Source organism: Streptomyces sp. NPDC059003, assembly GCF_042740445.1.
Lineage (GTDB): Bacteria > Actinomycetota > Actinomycetes > Streptomycetales > Streptomycetaceae > Streptomyces.
Genome location: NZ_JBHYJH010000061.1, coordinates 36074 through 50350 on the forward strand (window position 1 = coordinate 36074; position 14277 = coordinate 50350).

Sequence of the window (14277 nt, forward strand, 5' to 3'; positions counted from 1 at the left end):
CTCAGACCCGAAGCGAAAGACCAGCGCCCATGATCACCCTGAAGTTCAGCCTCGCCGAGGTCATCGACGTCGCCACGCACTCGATGCTCGCCCCGCCCACCACGCTGCGCCCCACGTACGACCAGTGCGAGACCGGCGATACCGTGCCCGCTTCCCTGTGGTGGGTGAGGGACGGCAGCGGCACCTACCTCACAGGGAACTCCGCCCACCACAACGCCCCGCGCGACGCGTTCGCCGAAGGCTACGGCCCCGGCGGCGACGACGCATCCGGCATCCTGGGCGGCGACTCCCGAGTGATCGACGCGATCCCGTTGCACAACCCGGAGACCCGCGAGTGCCTGCACTCCGATCTCCTCCGGGCGGAGCGCGACGGGCACAACACGCTGGCCCTCACCTTCGATGGCGCCACCTTGGAGCTGCATACCCTCCGGGCCGCGAGGCCGGTTGCCCCGTACGGGCTGACCCCGTACACGCACGGCATCGTCGACCTGGCCGCGTCCAACGAACTGCGCCTGACCTGGGAGACCGGCAAGGCCAAGCACACGCTGCTCCTGGCCTCACGCGGCCCGCACGGCGTGAAGGGGCGCATCGTGGTCGGGGCCCGCTCCGGGAAGGTGCTGCGCGCCGTCCTCCAGTACCCCTCGGACCACGGCTTCGCCGACCTGAAGGTGGAGGGTGCCAGCGCCGTCCACGCGCGCTTGAGCCGCCTGTCGCCGTCGCCGTGCCCGCCCGGCTGCACCGCCCCCAACGTCACTGCCTGCTTCAACCGGGCCCTGAACCAGTAGCTCCCGCCTGCCGGTAGGAGACGACGCAAGCCGTCTCCTACCGGTCCACTCCCCGGCGAGAGCAACGCCGGAAGACCCGAAGGAACCACCCCGATGACCACTGCCACCGCCCCCGTGCCCGCTGCGCCGGCACTCGCCCACCACGTCGCCGAGCGCCTGCCGCACCGCGACGGCCAGGCCTGGACGGTCGCCCCGTACGCGGCGTGGTGGACGACCTGCCCCGCCGCGCGCCTTACCCAGGCCGGGCGGCCCGGCGCGCTCATCCTCGCCTCGCACCCGTGGCGCACCGAGATCGCGTGGCAGCTCGACGACCGCGAGCCGTACGAGCCGGACCTCACCCTCGACCGGATGGCGCCGGAGCCCGTTGCCCGCGAGACCTTGCGGCTCATCCTGCCGCGCCTGGACGACGCCGCCGCCCTCGCGTACTGCGACCGGCCCACGGAAGCCGAGAATGCCCGACTGCGGCACCTGAACCTCATCGGTAGCGCGGTGCGCGCCCACGGCGCGGCGACGCTGTACCGCGTCGGTGACCAGCCGAACAGCCACGTAGTGGAGTGGGGGAATGCCGGGGTGCGGTACACGGTGACGCTCGTCGGCGCGAACCCTGCGTGCGACCTGTCCGTCACCGGTCCCGTCGCGTCCGTGGAAGACGTACTGCCGTTGTTCCTGCCCGAGCTCCCGGTCAGGACCCCCCGGTTCCCGGTGCGCTTCATCACCAGCCGACTGGGCCGCCGTGTAGCCGCCCACCTGGTGCAGTACACCGACGTCGACCAGCTCGACGACGGCGGACTCGGCTTCGGTGCCGCGACCGGCCCGTTCGGGTACGTCGCCCCGCCCGCCGACCCGGTCGCCCGCGTCCGCGACACCACGCCCGTGACCGCCGAGCTGCACGGTGTCGGCATCGACCACCTGGTCCACCACGCCGCGACCCTCGCCCGCTGACCTAGCGGCGCTGCGCGGACGCTTGGCGGTCGACGCAGTGCGGCAGGGCGATGCGTCAGGCTGCGGGCTGGGGATCGCCAGGTGGACGTACGGGCGTGGCGGCGTGTTCGGGTACGTCTTCGTCGAGAGCGGCCAGGGCCCGGTCGAACTCGGCGAAGCTCCGGCCGATAGTGATGATGCGCCACCGACGGGTGAAGAAGATGTTCTGGATGGGGCCTGCGAGAGAGATCAGCCGGTCCACCTTCGCTTCGATAGTTCGTTCGGAGAGCACGATGGCCCGGGAATAGGTGACGAACCGGCCGACGAGTGCCCGACCCCGCTGCGTCGGGTAGCTCCACCCGAATGCCTCCATGTTGTCGATCATGTAGCGCGTGGCCTCGTCGAGCTGATCGACCCAGCGGTCACGATCGGCGGTCAGCTTCTGCCCGAGGTCGGGGCGTTGCTCGACGAGAGCTTCGGGGACAGGCGTGTCTCGGAGTCGGGCGGAGGCCGACAAGATGGTGAGCACGCGGCGGCTGAATTCGTCGCGTGCTTCGTGCGTGATCCGCACGCGCTTGTTGCGGGCCTCCAGGCGGGGGGTGATGACGAGACCGATGAAGAGGGTCGTTGCAGCGGGGAGCAGGATGCCGCTGATCCACGAGTGCATGCAGCGATTCTGCGGGAGATGACGGCCGACTGGAGGCAGTTCGCCGGGCTGCGGACTGGATGGGCCGGTACGGTGCCGTCGGGCGTGGGGCGGCATCTCGTCGACCATCTGGCCCCTCTGCCAGGCGCGGCCCCCGCCCGCCCCCGAGGGTGGGATGGTGCTGACTCCGCCGATCTCGCCGATGCTGGCGCGTCCGCGTGACACGCTGCCGCCCGCGAGCCAGATGCCGGACGCCTTCTGGCAGCAGAAGCTGGACGGGTACCGGGCACTCGCGTTCATCCGGTCCGGCGCCCTGTATCTACAGAGCCGCGGCGGAGCGAACCTCACACCTTCCTTCCCCGACTTGGCCGCAGCCGCCCGTGACGTGCACGAGGACCTGGTCGTCGATGGCGAACTGGTGGTGTTCGCTGGTGGCCGCCTCGACTTCGCCGCGCTCCAGCAGCGGGCCCGTCGCACGCGGCGCGGCGCGGCTGAGGCAGCGCGCAGCACCCCGGCTCATATCGTCGCGTTCGATCTCTTGGAGGCCGACGGCGAAGCGTGGCTCACCCGCCCGTACGGCGAGCGCTGGGCCCGGCTGGAAGCGGCGTTCACCTCCGGCGCTCTACGTCCCCCGTGGACGCTGGTCTCCTGCACACGGGAGCGGGAGGTCGCGGAGGCATGGCTCGACCCCGCGTATGGCCGTGTGGGCGTGGAGGGCGTAATGATCAAGACGGGGTCCGGCTTGTACTGGCCTGGTCAGCGGGGCTGGTGGAAGGTGCGTTCGTTTCAGTCAGCGGAAGGGATCGTTGCCGGTGTCACCGGTCCCGTGTCGGGGCCGCGCTCTCTTCTGCTCGGCCGCTACGACTCGGCCGGGCGGTTGCGGTTCGTTGCCCGTACTACGCCGCTGTCCGCCGCCGCGCGTCGCGACGTCGGGGCGCTCCTCGTGCCGGGCGGGCCCGAGCACCCTTGGGTGGGCGTGAGGCTCAGTGCGGGGTGGGGTTCTCAGGAGGAGCTGCGTTTCGCCACCGTGCGGCCCGAGCTGGTTGTCGAGGTCCGCACCGACTCGGCAGTGGAACAGGGCAGGCACCGGCACCCTGTGCGCTTTCTCCGCGTCCGCGATGATCTCGCTCCGTACGAGGTACCGGCTCTGTAGGGCGTGTCCTGCCCGAGTGCTGCGCCGGGCGGGGCTGGCTTCCGCTCCACAGTACGGGCGTCCCGCTCACCGCTGAGCCTGGCCGCTACTTCTCATCACAGTGAGCGCCGTACGTGGCCAGTTGAGCTGCATAGACGAAACCCATGTGACGCATGCTGTAGTATTTCTGGTGTTGGTGGAGAGCAACCGCCAAACAGACCCGAAGCGAATGAGCCCCCGCATGCCCGAGCTGACAGCAGCCGAACAGAGCGTCGTCACCACCGCCCTCGCCTACAAGGGCACCGGCATCCCGATACCCGCACACGTCATGGCCGAGCTCGACGAGATCGCCGCGCCATGGCCCGGCCGCTGGCTCCTGCCCTGGGAGGAAGGCGAGCCGGAGCGAGTCGTCGAGCTCTGCGCCGGTCCGGGCGGCTGGGGTGAAGGGCTGGAGACGGTCCTCGGCGTGACCTGCTTCGACGTCATCGGCGTCGACATCGACAAGGACGCCTGCGAGAGTGCCCGCGCGGCTGGTCACGCCCGCATCTGCGCCGACATCGCCCGGCTCGACCCCGAGCACCCGGCACTGCGGTGGACACGCGGCGTCATCATCAGCCCGCCATGCCCCAGCTTCTCGACAGCGGGCAAGCGGGCCGGGCTCCTGAAGGCGAACATTGGCATCCTGTGCGAGACCATCGCGCACGTCGGCGAGGCCGCCGGATTCATCCGCCTCGACGAAGTGTGCTGCGCCGAACTGTTCCCCGACCTCGAAGACGACTGCCCCCTGTGCGCGGACCTCGGCTATCACGAGGGCTACGCCCCGCGCTCCGGCGCCACCTGGGCTGAGGTCCGCGCCACGCTCGATGGCCTCACCGACCCGCGTATCGGTCTGATGGCCGAGGTCGCGATCTGGCCGCTCGGCCTCCAGGCAGCGGGCGCGCCGATCGCTTGGATGGCCATGGAGCAGTCCAGCAACCTGCCCGAGGAGGTCCTGGACGACCTCTCGATCGAGTTCGAGTGCGCCGACTGGTTCCGGACGTCCTGGGCCGTCCTGGAGGCCGCCGACCTCGGCGTCGCCTCCCGCCGGAAGCGCACGTTCATGATCGCCACTCGGCACAAGTGGGCCGACATCACACCGCCCACCGAGGCTCTGCCGGTCACGGCGATGGCCGAAGCGCTCGGCTGGGATGAGGGCGAGCGGATCAACACCCGAGGGCAGCGCCCACTCGACCCGGCCACCGGCCGCGCGAAGGGCGGCAACTGCTTCTCCGCCGACAAGCCGTCCTGGTGCCTCACCGGCAAGGCCCGTACCTGGGTCCGCAAACGCGACGGGCTGCGCCTCACCTCCGCCGAAGCCGGACTCCTGGTGTCCTTCCGGGCCACGTACCCGTGGCGGGGCTCCCGCTCCTCCCAGTTCCAGCAGGCCGCAGACGTCGTCTGCCCTGCCGTCGCCGCGTTCGTCCTCGCTGCGATCCACGGCATCAACTGGGAGCCGCTCGTTCGTGACTACCTGTTCGGCCTGTACCACTACGACAGCTTGTGGGGGGAGTACTCCCTGTCCGCCTGACCCGGCCCCGAAGGGGGCGTGTGGGCTCGATGCGCACCCGCATGCCCCCAACGGAGTTGATCACGACGTGAGCGACGCGGCAGCGCGGAACGACTTCGACTCGTGCCTGCCGATGGGGGCGGCGACCATGCGATGCCGCGACGCCAGTCTGGCCTCGCGTCACGCCCGCTTCCGCGGGCAGCAACCACCGTCGGTGACGCAGGTGGTGTGGAACTGCGGATCACCCCCGCACGCGCGGGGACCACATCAGGACCGAGATGTCGGTGATCGCGCTATTGGAGCCACCCCCGCGCGAGCGGGGACTAGTGCGGGACCGCACCCCATCGGCTGGTTAATAACCTTACCGTTGGGGTGCGTTCGGCACCACATCAGCCGTGAACCGGGCCAAGTTGCGCGGGTGTTGAGGCGGTCGGCGCGGCGCCATTCCCGCTTAGGGGCTCGTGGCCCGGAGATGGAACAGGCGTGTTCGCGCCGACCGCCCTGATGCCGCCCTTGGCCGGGGGCGGCAGCCTTACGCGGGCGCTTGCGCCCGGGGCTTCGGGAAGGCGAGTTGTTCGTCGTAGAGCAGCCCTCGTGCGAGGCAGTGATAGAGGATGCGCACGAGGCGGCCGCCAAGAGCACGCAGTGCGGTGCCGTGGGCGACGCCGCGTTCACGGCGTCGCAAGTAGTCGTCGCGGGCGCCAGGTGAGTGCATCTGAAAGCTGAAGGCGGCCGTGTAGAGGGTCGTCTGCAGCGTGGTGTTGGCGGCGCGGCGCATGGAGATCCTGCTGACGGCTCCCGAGGCCCAGGTAACCGGGGCGACGCCAGCGTAGGCGGCCAGCGCCCGGGGGTCGCCGAAGCGTTCGTGGACCCGATCGCCGACCTCGGCCGCGATCCGGGCGCCGAGAACCGTGCTTATCCCGGGGACCGAAGTAATGACCGGTGCATAGCGGTGGGGGGCGAAGGCCTCGTCGAGTCGGCGGGCCAGGGTCTCGGCCTGCGTGATGGCCGTGTTGAGGCGATGGAGCAGGGCGAGCATTTCCTCCGCCCGAGCCGCCTCCTCCAGAGGGTGGCGCTTGGGGGCCGGGTGGCGGCGGAAATGGACCAGGAGGCGGTCGGCTTCGTCCTGGACGGTGCGCCATCGGCCCGCAGTGACGAGGAGTTCGTAGAAGCGCTGCCGGTCGAGAGCGGCGGCGGCCCGTGGAGTGGGGGCGGCGGCCAGCACCGCACGGGCTTGGGCGTGACGGAGGCCGACCTTGGGCCAGGCGTCGATAGCGGCGGGATAGTAGGTCGCAAGGCAGGCCCGCAGCTTCTTCATGGTGCTGGCGCGATCCTCGACCGCTCGGGCCTGGGCATGGGCGAGGACGCGCACGGAGCGCATCTGCGGACTGCTGGGGATGATCGGGGTGCTCATGCCGCGCCGGGTCAGGTCCGCGATGAGGTAGGCGTCGGCCGTGTCGCTCTTGACGGGGCCGACGGTTGCGGCCTTGCGGGCTCGAGCCACGCGCGTCGGATCGATGTGGACGACCGTTTGCCCGCGGTCGCCGAGCGCCTCGACGACGAGGAGGTTCTGGTCCTCGATGCCGGTGGGGATGAATCGCCACCGGGTGCGGTTGACCGTGCGGAGAAAGTCGACGTAGGCCTCGGCGAGTCCGGCGGGGTCGGTGGCGGCGATGCGCCGGTGGGCGATGCGCTGTCCATCGCGGCCGACGACGGCGCAGTCCAGCCAGTTGGCCGCCCAGTCGATACCCCCGAACACGGGCCCTCCTTCGTCTGGCGCCGCCCTGCCCCCGGCGGCTACGGCCGTCGCGATCAAATCCGGGTGTGGAGCGCGCACTTCACGCCTCAGGTGGTAAATGAATCTACCATCAGTGGTAAATGGATTAACCAGTCGTGGGGCGGCGCGCATCCACGGTCGCCGCCAGGAAGAATGAGAGGGAGTGGAGCCATGGCTCTGACGCTGCGGATCAAGCCGGGATGGGACGAAGTGCGAAACAGTGAGGGCCCGCCGGTCTCCTACGTGGAGGCTGGGCAGTGGCCGCGCGCGACGCTCCGTCCGCAGGCGCCAGCGGGCGCTCACCTTGCGCAGGCCATCGCAGCCTCCCTGGAAGCCGTCATGGTTGAGCGAGACCTGAGCGCTCGGGCCGTTGCCCGACTCGTCGGTGCAACTCACCCCACCATCACCCGACTCCTGGACGGTGACGGGCTCACCGACGCTCGCAGCGTGTTCCTCCTGGAGGTCGCCCTCCAGGTCCCCCTGTGGCCGCGCGACCTCTACAAGGGCGTCGAGCTCGACGTAGCGCCGAAGCCCGGCGCGAGCTGAGCCGCCCCTGTCGCTGCGCCCCGGCGTCCGGGCGTGGGCGCACGCCCGGACATCGGGTTTGATCGGCGCCGCAGTCGGCGTACGCCAAGGGCGAGCCTGGGCGTATACGTGAACGGCAGGCGGCGACCAGGGCTGCTAGGGGTCAGGGGGTGGCCGCTCCACGCCGCCGAGGGGGAAATGTGCCAGGCCGGGCGGAATCCCTGCACGCTCTCAACTCCGGCCTCCCGGGTGGGTCGCGCGAATCGCTCGCGGCTGACAGCCCGCTGCCCTTGCCCGTCGGCCACGAGCGGACCCTCAGTGCGGTCGCTAACGACAGCTACGTCCGTGACGCCTTCCGCCATTGGACCAACGCCGATAGAGATGGGTGCTCAACCCGGGCATGTACCCGCTCGTCACGATTCCGTGCCGGAAGGCGCAATCGGCTGCTCGCTGCTCGGCGGGCTGGCGACCATGCATCCCATGAAACGGTCGCGGACCCGCCGGTCAACCATCATCTACGCAGTCTTGCAGGTGGTGGCAGTGGCGCTGGCTCTGTGGCTGTCCAAGCAGTACCAGGTGGCGAAGCTGTCCGCCACGCTGGTCGCCCTGGCCCCCACCATGCCGGTCGCCTACCTGGCCTGGGCCGCCTACCGCGACGACCGCCGGGAGGCCGCAGCGGACACCGATGCGAAGGCGAGGACTCTGGCTGCGGCCGTGGCCGCGGCCGAGACCCGGCAGCGCGCCCAGCTGATCGGGCCCGGTGCGCACCGCATCGACCTTGCCTTCCACCAGCACACCGAGCCCGCCAACAACGCCACCGGCGCCGCCGATCACGGCCGCCTCACCAACGTCGTCGCCTACTACCAGAACCTGCACCCCGCCCGCCTGGCCATCATCGGCGAGCCGGGCGCAGGCAAGACCCTGGTCGCCCTGGACCTCATCCTCGGCCTGCTGACCCACCCCGGCCGCACCGACACCGACCCCGTCCCGGTCCGCTTCTCCCTGGCCAGTTGGAACACCGACCAACCCCTTCCCGAATGGCTCGCCCACCAGGTCCACCAGCAGTTCCGGGACCAGGGCATCACCCTCGCCGACGCGGCCGTGCTGGTGGACCGGCACCGCATCCTGCCGGTCCTGGACGGTCTGGACGAGATGGACACCGACACCACCCCAGCCGGCCGCCGCCGCGCCGCGCGCGCTCTCCAGGAACTCAACAACTACCAGCACCCCACCGGCAGCGCCCCGGTCATCCTCACCTGCCGTACCACCCAATACGAGGACCTGGCCGCCCTGGACCTACGGATGCGTGAGGCCACTCGCATTCAACTCGCCCCCGTCACTCCCGGCCAGGCCACCACATATCTCACCGCCCGCAGCACCAGCCCCGACCGCTGGAGGCCGGTCATCGACACCCTCACGACCGCGCCCAGCGGCGCCCTGGCCCACGCCCTGGCCACTCCCTGGCACCTCAACCTGGCCGCCACCGCCTACGAAGAACGCCACCCCGACACCCTCACCTACCTCCGCGAACCGGACCACCTGCTCACCCTCGCCTCCCCCCGCGCGGTCCGCGAACACCTCCTCGCCCGGTACCTGACCGCAGCCGCCCGTCAGCACCCCACCCGCCCCAGCCGCTACCACCCCGACCAGGCCCACCGCTGGCTCGCTGCACTCGCCTCCCACCTTGCCACCATCACGCCCACCGCCAGCAGCACCGACATCGTCCTCCACCAGCTGTGGCCCATGGCAGGTCCCCGACGCGTCCGTACCACAGACACTCTGCTCACTGCCCTTCTGGCACTCGCCTTCACTGCTCTGGCCCTGACCCAACTCTCCGTCGGCTCCTCACCCCACCGACTGCTCGGCATCGCGCCAGCCGTACTGCTCGCCCTAGGGGCTGTTCGGAAGGCCAGCCGTCCCGTCGTGTCAGAGCCTCAACCAATCCCGTTTCAACGGCTCCGCAGCCCAGCCCACCGTCCACAGCTCGCCAGGACTCTTGAGTTCTGGCTCGCGATCGGGCTCGCGATCGGGCTCGCGCTCGGGCTCATATTCTGGCTTGCGTTCGGGTTCGGGTTCCTGCCCTGGCTTGCGTACGGGCTCATATTCGGGCTCCTGTTCGGGCTCGCGGTCGGGCTTGCGTTCGGGCTCACGGGTGGGCCCACGTTCGGGCTCGTGGAACCCCTGAGAGGTGCTTCGCCAAGAGACCCACGCCATCCAGTGCGCGACAATCTCATAGCCTGGCTCGCGTTCGGGCTCATGGGCGGGCTCCTGTGGGGGCTCACGCTGGCGCTCGCGGCCGGGTTCACGCTTGGACCCACGTTCGAACTCGTCAGGGCTTTCATGTTCGGGCTCGTGTTCGGGCTGGTCGCCGGGCTCGCGATCGGGCAGAACTCGCTCGGTGGGGCCGGGCGCCGCTACCTGATCTTCCTGTGCTGTGTCCGAGGCCGATTGCCCTGGCGTCTCGGCGCCTTCCTGCACTGGGCCTACGAGGCAGGACTCCTACGGGTCTCCGGCGTGGCCTACCAGTTCCGCCACCGCGAACTCCAGGACTGGTTCACCGCACACCCCACCCCCTAACAACCAGGCCCCCACCGAGTACCGCCCATGCTGCTGCAGCCTCTGATGGCGGCGATGTCCTGGCGGCGCAAGACCACAGCAGAACATGTGGCGCCTCGCCCTCGATCGTGTGAAGAGCCCGGCCGGTACGAACCCGCTGCCGGTCAGGCGCCGTCGTGTCCACCATGACCAACGAACTGCATGAACATGAACCGGGCCACGTATCCATCACGATCGCTGGCGCCGACGAGCAGACCGTCCGCGACATGGCGGTCGCCCTCAGCCGCTGCCACAACGTCACCGGCCCCAGCGCCCCTTGGCGCGTCCCCGGCGTGCCCGGAGTCCGTGTCCACGTGTACGGCCACACCGATCCGGGCGATGGTTCCGAGACCTGCTTGTGCCAGCCGCCGCGAGAAGCAACGGCTACCTGAGCGCGACGCAAAAGACTCTCGGCCGGGATGCTGCGCCGCTGCACTACCCCCATGCCGGGCATGGCCCTCCACGCTGGCCGACGGCCCGGTGAACGAAGGAGCACCGCATTGCAGCCCGCCGTCCTCCAGGCCATCGACTCCTGGGAGCAACACTGGAACGAGACGCAGAACGCAGCAGTGGCCGCGCTGAAGGCCGCGTTCCCCCGCCTCCGCGACTGTCCTCGCTACGTCGGCTGTGACGACCTCCGCCTGGAGTACAAGGAGGACGGGCACGGCGGCGGTCGGGTCTGCGTCGACAACGAGGGCCGCGCGAATGCCGAGTTCGGCCAGGTCCCCAACGAAGTGATCGCGCGCGCCGTCGACGGAATCATGTTCCCCTACCTCGACGACGTAGACGGTCCGCTGCGCGATGCGCCACCGGGCACGTACGTCTACGAGTGCGAGACCTCGGCCGCGCAGTTCGAGTTCACCCTGGGCGCGCTCGGGCACGGCAAGGTCGTCATCTCCTTCGCCACCATCCCCGATGCCGCGGCGGTGCTCGATGCCCTGGCGCGTGCGTCCGACGAGGGCGCGACGTAAGCCCAAGGCGCCGTCCATTCTCCCGTCGCTCGCCCCGCCGCTCCCCGTGGCCGCTCCCCGCGGCCGGTGGCTGGGCAGGACGGAGACCGATCGTGGCCCGACGACGCACTGGCCCCACCGACGCGGTGAAGGACCTCGTCTATCAGCGCGATGGCGGGCGCTGTGTGCGCTGCGGCTCCCTGCACCGGCTGACGATCCACCACCGCGTTAACCGGGGCATGGGCGGGGCGCGGGCGCCCTGGGTCAACCAGGCGCACAACCTCCTGCTGGTCTGCGAGCCGTGCAACGGCTGGTTCGAGGACCACCCTCAGGCGTCGTACGAGGCCGGGTGGAAGGTCCGCCGTCCGCAGGTCCCGGACGAGGTCGAAGTCCGGTACGTGGATGGGCAGACCTACCGCCTGGCACCTGATGGTGTGCGCGCCGTGATCGTGGGAGCGGCCCGGTGAACCGCGAGGCGTCTCGCTTCGTCGACTTCGGCCGCTGGACAGCCGGCACCTGGACCACGAAGGCCCCCGGGATCTGGTTCGCGATCGGCTACACCTATGGCCGCGACGAGCGTCCGTACGGAATCGGCGGGCCCGCCCTCACGTTCGGCCGCCGCACCTGGGCCGTGTTCACCCGGCACTCTCGCGCCGAGTACAAGGTGCGGAAGCGCGACCCGTGGGCGAAGGAGAGCGAGGAGTTCCAGCCGCTGCCCCGGCCGCGTCGTGGGCTCGGGCGGCTGGTGTGGTGGCGGTGAGGCGCCTGTCCGGACTCGGGGTGCTGCGCCGCGGTGCCCTCCCCCGCACGATGGTGGGCAGGGTCGCCTTGACCGAGGTCCCGCTTCCTTGCGATCCAGGTACAGCGGGTGACGTCGGGGGGCGGGTGATCATGTTCGGCCGGTTCGGGTTTGCCCTGCTCAGGAGGGGTGTCGAGTAGCCGCGATGACAGGGCTGTGCCCTGCGCTGTACTATTTGCGGGTTCGTTTGGCATGGGGTTGCCCCAGCCTTCGCCGGCACCAGACCGGTGCCCGACCCCGGAGGCCAGTCATGCCCGCTGCGCGCCACCACAAACTCACCGTCCCCGACCACCAGACGCTCCGCAAGGAGGCCGGGCGCCAGGTCAAGGACGAGCTGGGCGCCATCGCCCGCCCCGACGACCGGTTCAAGAGGGCCTGCGAGATCGTCCAGCAGGCCGACCTCGAGATCGCCGCGCACGCCGAGGAGCGCAACCAGGCCGCACTGTCGCTGTGGTTCTACGACGGCGTCCGCGGCCTGGACAAAGTCCTCGGCATGAACAGCAACGCGTACTCCGAGATGCGCCGCATCGCCCTGCACGGCGACAAGAAGGCAACGATCAACCCCGGCGGAGACCTCAACGCCCGGATGACCGCCGATGAGCGGCGCGCGGCCGCGGAGGAGGCGGGCGTGCCGCACACCGAGAACGCTGCCGACCGGTTGCCATCTCTGGCCACAACCGTGTCGGAGGCGAACGCCCGCCGGAAGGCAGCGCTGCCGTTCCTGCAGGACGCCGCGCTCGTGCTCACCGAGGAGCCCTACGAGTGGTCCACAGACCGCATCGCCGAGTTCGGTGACGTCACCCCGAAGTACGCCCGTGACGCGAAGAACGCGGCGAAGCGACGCCGCGGCCACTGACCCATCCCAGCCCGCCAGCCCGGCCTCGAAGCACCACCGGGGCCGGGTTTTCAGTCGCCGGTCACCGGGGCCTGAAAAACCGGCGCCGGTGAAACCGGCTTCCGGTGACCCGGGTTCCGGCAGATCAGGCCCCTTTAGTAAGAACATCAACCCAGACCATCACGTAATTACGGTGCCCTCGCTTCGCTCAGGCACCGTCGGCATCCCCACGTGAGGGCTCGGCGTTTGAGAACACTCGGCTGGACGTGCGCCACGGAAGCTTGAGCCCCGGTGAGCAGCCTTCAGCGGTGCTGAGGGTTCAGGTTCCGCAGCTTCGCCCGGAAGGCCGGGTCAGGAGTGACCGGCAGGTGGCGCCCAGTGGACAGATCCAGATACCCCCACGCGCCCCGCTCGCCACGCCCGCACACCATCAGGCTCATGGTCGCGCCCGGGGCATGGACGCGGGTGACCTCGTGGTAGAGGGCGCGGTCGACGCGGTTGGTGCTGCCGAACTGGTGTGTCACGCCGCGCTCGGTGTGCACTTGGTTGCCGCCGAGTCGGTAGCGGTCTTCGTCATAGGCGCCCATCAGGATGTACGAATCGAAGCCCCACGGGTGTGAGTGCGGGAGCGGTTTGCCACCGGGGTCGCGCAGGTCCGGCCGCATCCAGACGTTGATCCTGATCGTGGACTGCTGCGTCTCCAACACGGTCAATTCGGCCCGGCTCGCGAGTCCGGACTCGTCTGGTACCAGCCACCAGGAGGTGGGCGCGGTGAACTGCTCCCACGTGATCGGAGGCAGAGCGGGAACGCGTAAGGCGAGTTCTTCGGCAGCGATCTCGTACATCGAGTCGTCGGCCGTGAGCCCGGGGAGGATGGTGGTCTGCATGCAGCCGAGTGTGGGGACCGTGGGGTCGCCGCAACAGGGGTTTCCGTTGCCAATCCGAAGCGGCAACGGAAACCGCTGTGGCCTCAGGGTTTCTTGTTCAGGAGTCTCTTGCGGGTCGCCCTGACGTCCGTGGAGGGGGCCCGTCCCCGGCCTCGCTGGACGAGGGGCCCTTCCGGTACAGGAAGCAATGACGCGAACTCCTTAGCCGGGAGGTGCCGCATCCAGTAGCATTCGAAGCGTCGTGAGCGAGGCTTACCGTTCACGATGAAGGGCCCGACTCCGGGTACCAGCCAGAGTCAGACCCTCCGCGCAGTTCACGAGCCCGGTCGCCTAGGAGTCGGCCGGGCTCGCTGCATGTGCGGCCGGTCGCGGCCGTACAGAACCACACGCCGGGGGAACCCGACGGCAGTCCGTCGCTCCGACGAGGGGCCGACTGTCACAGAATCCGGCGTGGTGGCGTTCCCTTCAGCATGACGATCATGCCCGGCAACACCCTGTCCCTGGCCCGCCACTACTACGAGATCCGCCGCGAGGTCCTGGCCGTGGCAGGGACGCAGGTCACCCCCTGGTTTCAGCTCACCCGCGATGAGCGTGACGTAGCGGTCGCCGAGGCCGCGATCATCCTCGAAGCGGTACGGCGGGCGAACGAGGAGCACGCGGTGCTCCTGGACGCCGTCACCAGCCGCCCTCCCGCTGCTGCCGCGCCCCGCATGGCTCAGGTGTAACAAGATCAGCCATTCCGACGTACTACACAGTGCTGAGGCCCGCGCGTCCCCTCCCCCCCTGTCGCGCGGGCCTCGAAGCCAGACCTCCGGCGCGCAGCGCACAGGGCGCGGTCTAGTCACACAGCGTGCCGGAACCCGCGGTCTGGCCGGGGAG

At 69.9% G+C, this 14277-nt stretch carries 15 protein-coding genes; 12 read left to right on the top strand and 3 right to left on the bottom strand.

All coding sequences use genetic code 11. The features are described 5' to 3' along the window. The first annotated feature begins 29 nt into the window (after positions 1-29). Together ACFWZ5_RS21940 and ACFWZ5_RS21945 are read left to right on the top strand one after the other, a co-directional pair. Positions 30-785 carry a hypothetical protein gene (locus ACFWZ5_RS21940; RefSeq protein ID WP_384891170.1) on the top strand — a complete coding sequence of 252 codons (756 nt, stop codon included), beginning with the start codon at positions 30-32 and terminating at the stop codon, positions 783-785. 93 nt (positions 786-878) lie between these two features. Next, complete coding sequence (locus ACFWZ5_RS21945) at positions 879-1727, top strand: hypothetical protein (RefSeq protein ID WP_384891173.1); 849 nt, start codon at positions 879-881, stop codon at positions 1725-1727. Between the two features lie 55 nt (positions 1728-1782). Here ACFWZ5_RS21945 and ACFWZ5_RS21950 read toward each other — a convergent pair whose 3' ends face one another. After that, positions 1783-2373, bottom strand: a complete 591-nt coding sequence (locus tag ACFWZ5_RS21950; RefSeq protein WP_384891175.1) for a hypothetical protein — start codon at positions 2371-2373, stop codon at positions 1783-1785. A 154-nt stretch (positions 2374-2527) separates the two neighbouring features. On the opposite strand from ACFWZ5_RS21950, the gene ACFWZ5_RS21955 reads away from it, so the two are divergent. Next, positions 2528-3505 (top strand): ATP-dependent DNA ligase, encoded by a 978-nt coding sequence (locus tag ACFWZ5_RS21955; protein WP_384891178.1) that lies wholly within the window; start codon positions 2528-2530, stop codon positions 3503-3505. 220 nt (positions 3506-3725) lie between these two features. Continuing rightward, on the top strand, positions 3726-5051 hold the full coding sequence (locus tag ACFWZ5_RS21960; protein ID WP_384891181.1) for a DNA cytosine methyltransferase: 1326 nt from the start codon (positions 3726-3728) through the stop codon (positions 5049-5051). Positions 5052-5562: 511 nt separating this feature from the next. Here the strand turns inward: ACFWZ5_RS21960 and ACFWZ5_RS21965 are convergent. Further along, a complete protein-coding gene (locus ACFWZ5_RS21965; protein ID WP_384891184.1) occupies positions 5563-6789 on the bottom strand; it encodes an IS110 family transposase in 1227 nt (408 codons plus the stop codon). Between the two features lie 189 nt (positions 6790-6978). Here ACFWZ5_RS21965 and ACFWZ5_RS21970 point away from each other — a divergent pair, with 189 nt between their 5' ends. The 7 genes from ACFWZ5_RS21970 (at position 6979) to ACFWZ5_RS22000 (ending at position 12532) form a co-directional block, all read left to right on the top strand. Continuing rightward, positions 6979-7353: a hypothetical protein gene (locus ACFWZ5_RS21970; protein WP_384891187.1), complete on the top strand. Its 375-nt coding sequence runs from the start codon at positions 6979-6981 to the stop codon at positions 7351-7353. Between the two features lie 519 nt (positions 7354-7872). Next, positions 7873-9909: an NACHT domain-containing protein gene (locus ACFWZ5_RS21975; protein ID WP_384891189.1), complete on the top strand. Its 2037-nt coding sequence runs from the start codon at positions 7873-7875 to the stop codon at positions 9907-9909. A gap of 164 nt (positions 9910-10073) precedes the next feature. Then, entirely contained in the window at positions 10074-10319 is a 246-nt protein-coding gene (locus ACFWZ5_RS21980; protein WP_384891192.1) for a DUF6207 family protein, read from the top strand. A gap of 108 nt (positions 10320-10427) precedes the next feature. After that, complete coding sequence (locus ACFWZ5_RS21985) at positions 10428-10898, top strand: hypothetical protein (protein ID WP_384891195.1); 471 nt, start codon at positions 10428-10430, stop codon at positions 10896-10898. A 92-nt stretch (positions 10899-10990) separates the two neighbouring features. Next, the gene (locus ACFWZ5_RS21990; RefSeq protein WP_384891198.1) at positions 10991-11344 is read left to right on the top strand and encodes an HNH endonuclease; all 354 of its coding nucleotides are present in this window, start codon (positions 10991-10993) and stop codon (positions 11342-11344) included. Further along, positions 11341-11637: a hypothetical protein gene (locus ACFWZ5_RS21995; protein ID WP_384891201.1), complete on the top strand. Its 297-nt coding sequence runs from the start codon at positions 11341-11343 to the stop codon at positions 11635-11637. Before ACFWZ5_RS21990 ends, ACFWZ5_RS21995 begins: the two co-directional genes overlap by 4 nt. A 289-nt stretch (positions 11638-11926) precedes the next feature. Beyond that, positions 11927-12532, top strand: a complete 606-nt coding sequence (locus tag ACFWZ5_RS22000; protein WP_384891204.1) for a hypothetical protein — start codon at positions 11927-11929, stop codon at positions 12530-12532. 281 nt (positions 12533-12813) lie between these two features. Here ACFWZ5_RS22000 and ACFWZ5_RS22005 read toward each other — a convergent pair whose 3' ends face one another. Beyond that, positions 12814-13398: a hypothetical protein gene (locus ACFWZ5_RS22005; RefSeq protein ID WP_384891207.1), complete on the bottom strand. Its 585-nt coding sequence runs from the start codon at positions 13396-13398 to the stop codon at positions 12814-12816. A 479-nt stretch (positions 13399-13877) separates the two neighbouring features. Between ACFWZ5_RS22005 and ACFWZ5_RS22010 the strand changes: the two genes are divergently transcribed. Beyond that, the gene (locus ACFWZ5_RS22010; protein ID WP_384891210.1) at positions 13878-14123 is read left to right on the top strand and encodes a hypothetical protein; all 246 of its coding nucleotides are present in this window, start codon (positions 13878-13880) and stop codon (positions 14121-14123) included. The last annotated feature ends 154 nt before the right edge of the window (positions 14124-14277 follow it).

Coding starts and splice junctions, on each gene's coding strand:
- ACFWZ5_RS21940 (WP_384891170.1), top strand. CDS start 30: ATGATCACCCTGAAGTTCAGCCTCGCCGAGGTCATCGACGTCGCCACG.
- ACFWZ5_RS22005 (WP_384891207.1), bottom strand. CDS start 13,398: ATGCAGACCACCATCCTCCCCGGGCTCACGGCCGACGACTCGATGTAC.
- ACFWZ5_RS21970 (WP_384891187.1), top strand. CDS start 6,979: ATGGCTCTGACGCTGCGGATCAAGCCGGGATGGGACGAAGTGCGAAAC.
- ACFWZ5_RS21945 (WP_384891173.1), top strand. CDS start 879: ATGACCACTGCCACCGCCCCCGTGCCCGCTGCGCCGGCACTCGCCCAC.
- ACFWZ5_RS22000 (WP_384891204.1), top strand. CDS start 11,927: ATGCCCGCTGCGCGCCACCACAAACTCACCGTCCCCGACCACCAGACG.
- ACFWZ5_RS21950 (WP_384891175.1), bottom strand. CDS start 2,373: ATGCACTCGTGGATCAGCGGCATCCTGCTCCCCGCTGCAACGACCCTC.
- ACFWZ5_RS22010 (WP_384891210.1), top strand. CDS start 13,878: ATGCCCGGCAACACCCTGTCCCTGGCCCGCCACTACTACGAGATCCGC.
- ACFWZ5_RS21980 (WP_384891192.1), top strand. CDS start 10,074: ATGACCAACGAACTGCATGAACATGAACCGGGCCACGTATCCATCACG.
- ACFWZ5_RS21955 (WP_384891178.1), top strand. CDS start 2,528: ATGGTGCTGACTCCGCCGATCTCGCCGATGCTGGCGCGTCCGCGTGAC.
- ACFWZ5_RS21960 (WP_384891181.1), top strand. CDS start 3,726: ATGCCCGAGCTGACAGCAGCCGAACAGAGCGTCGTCACCACCGCCCTC.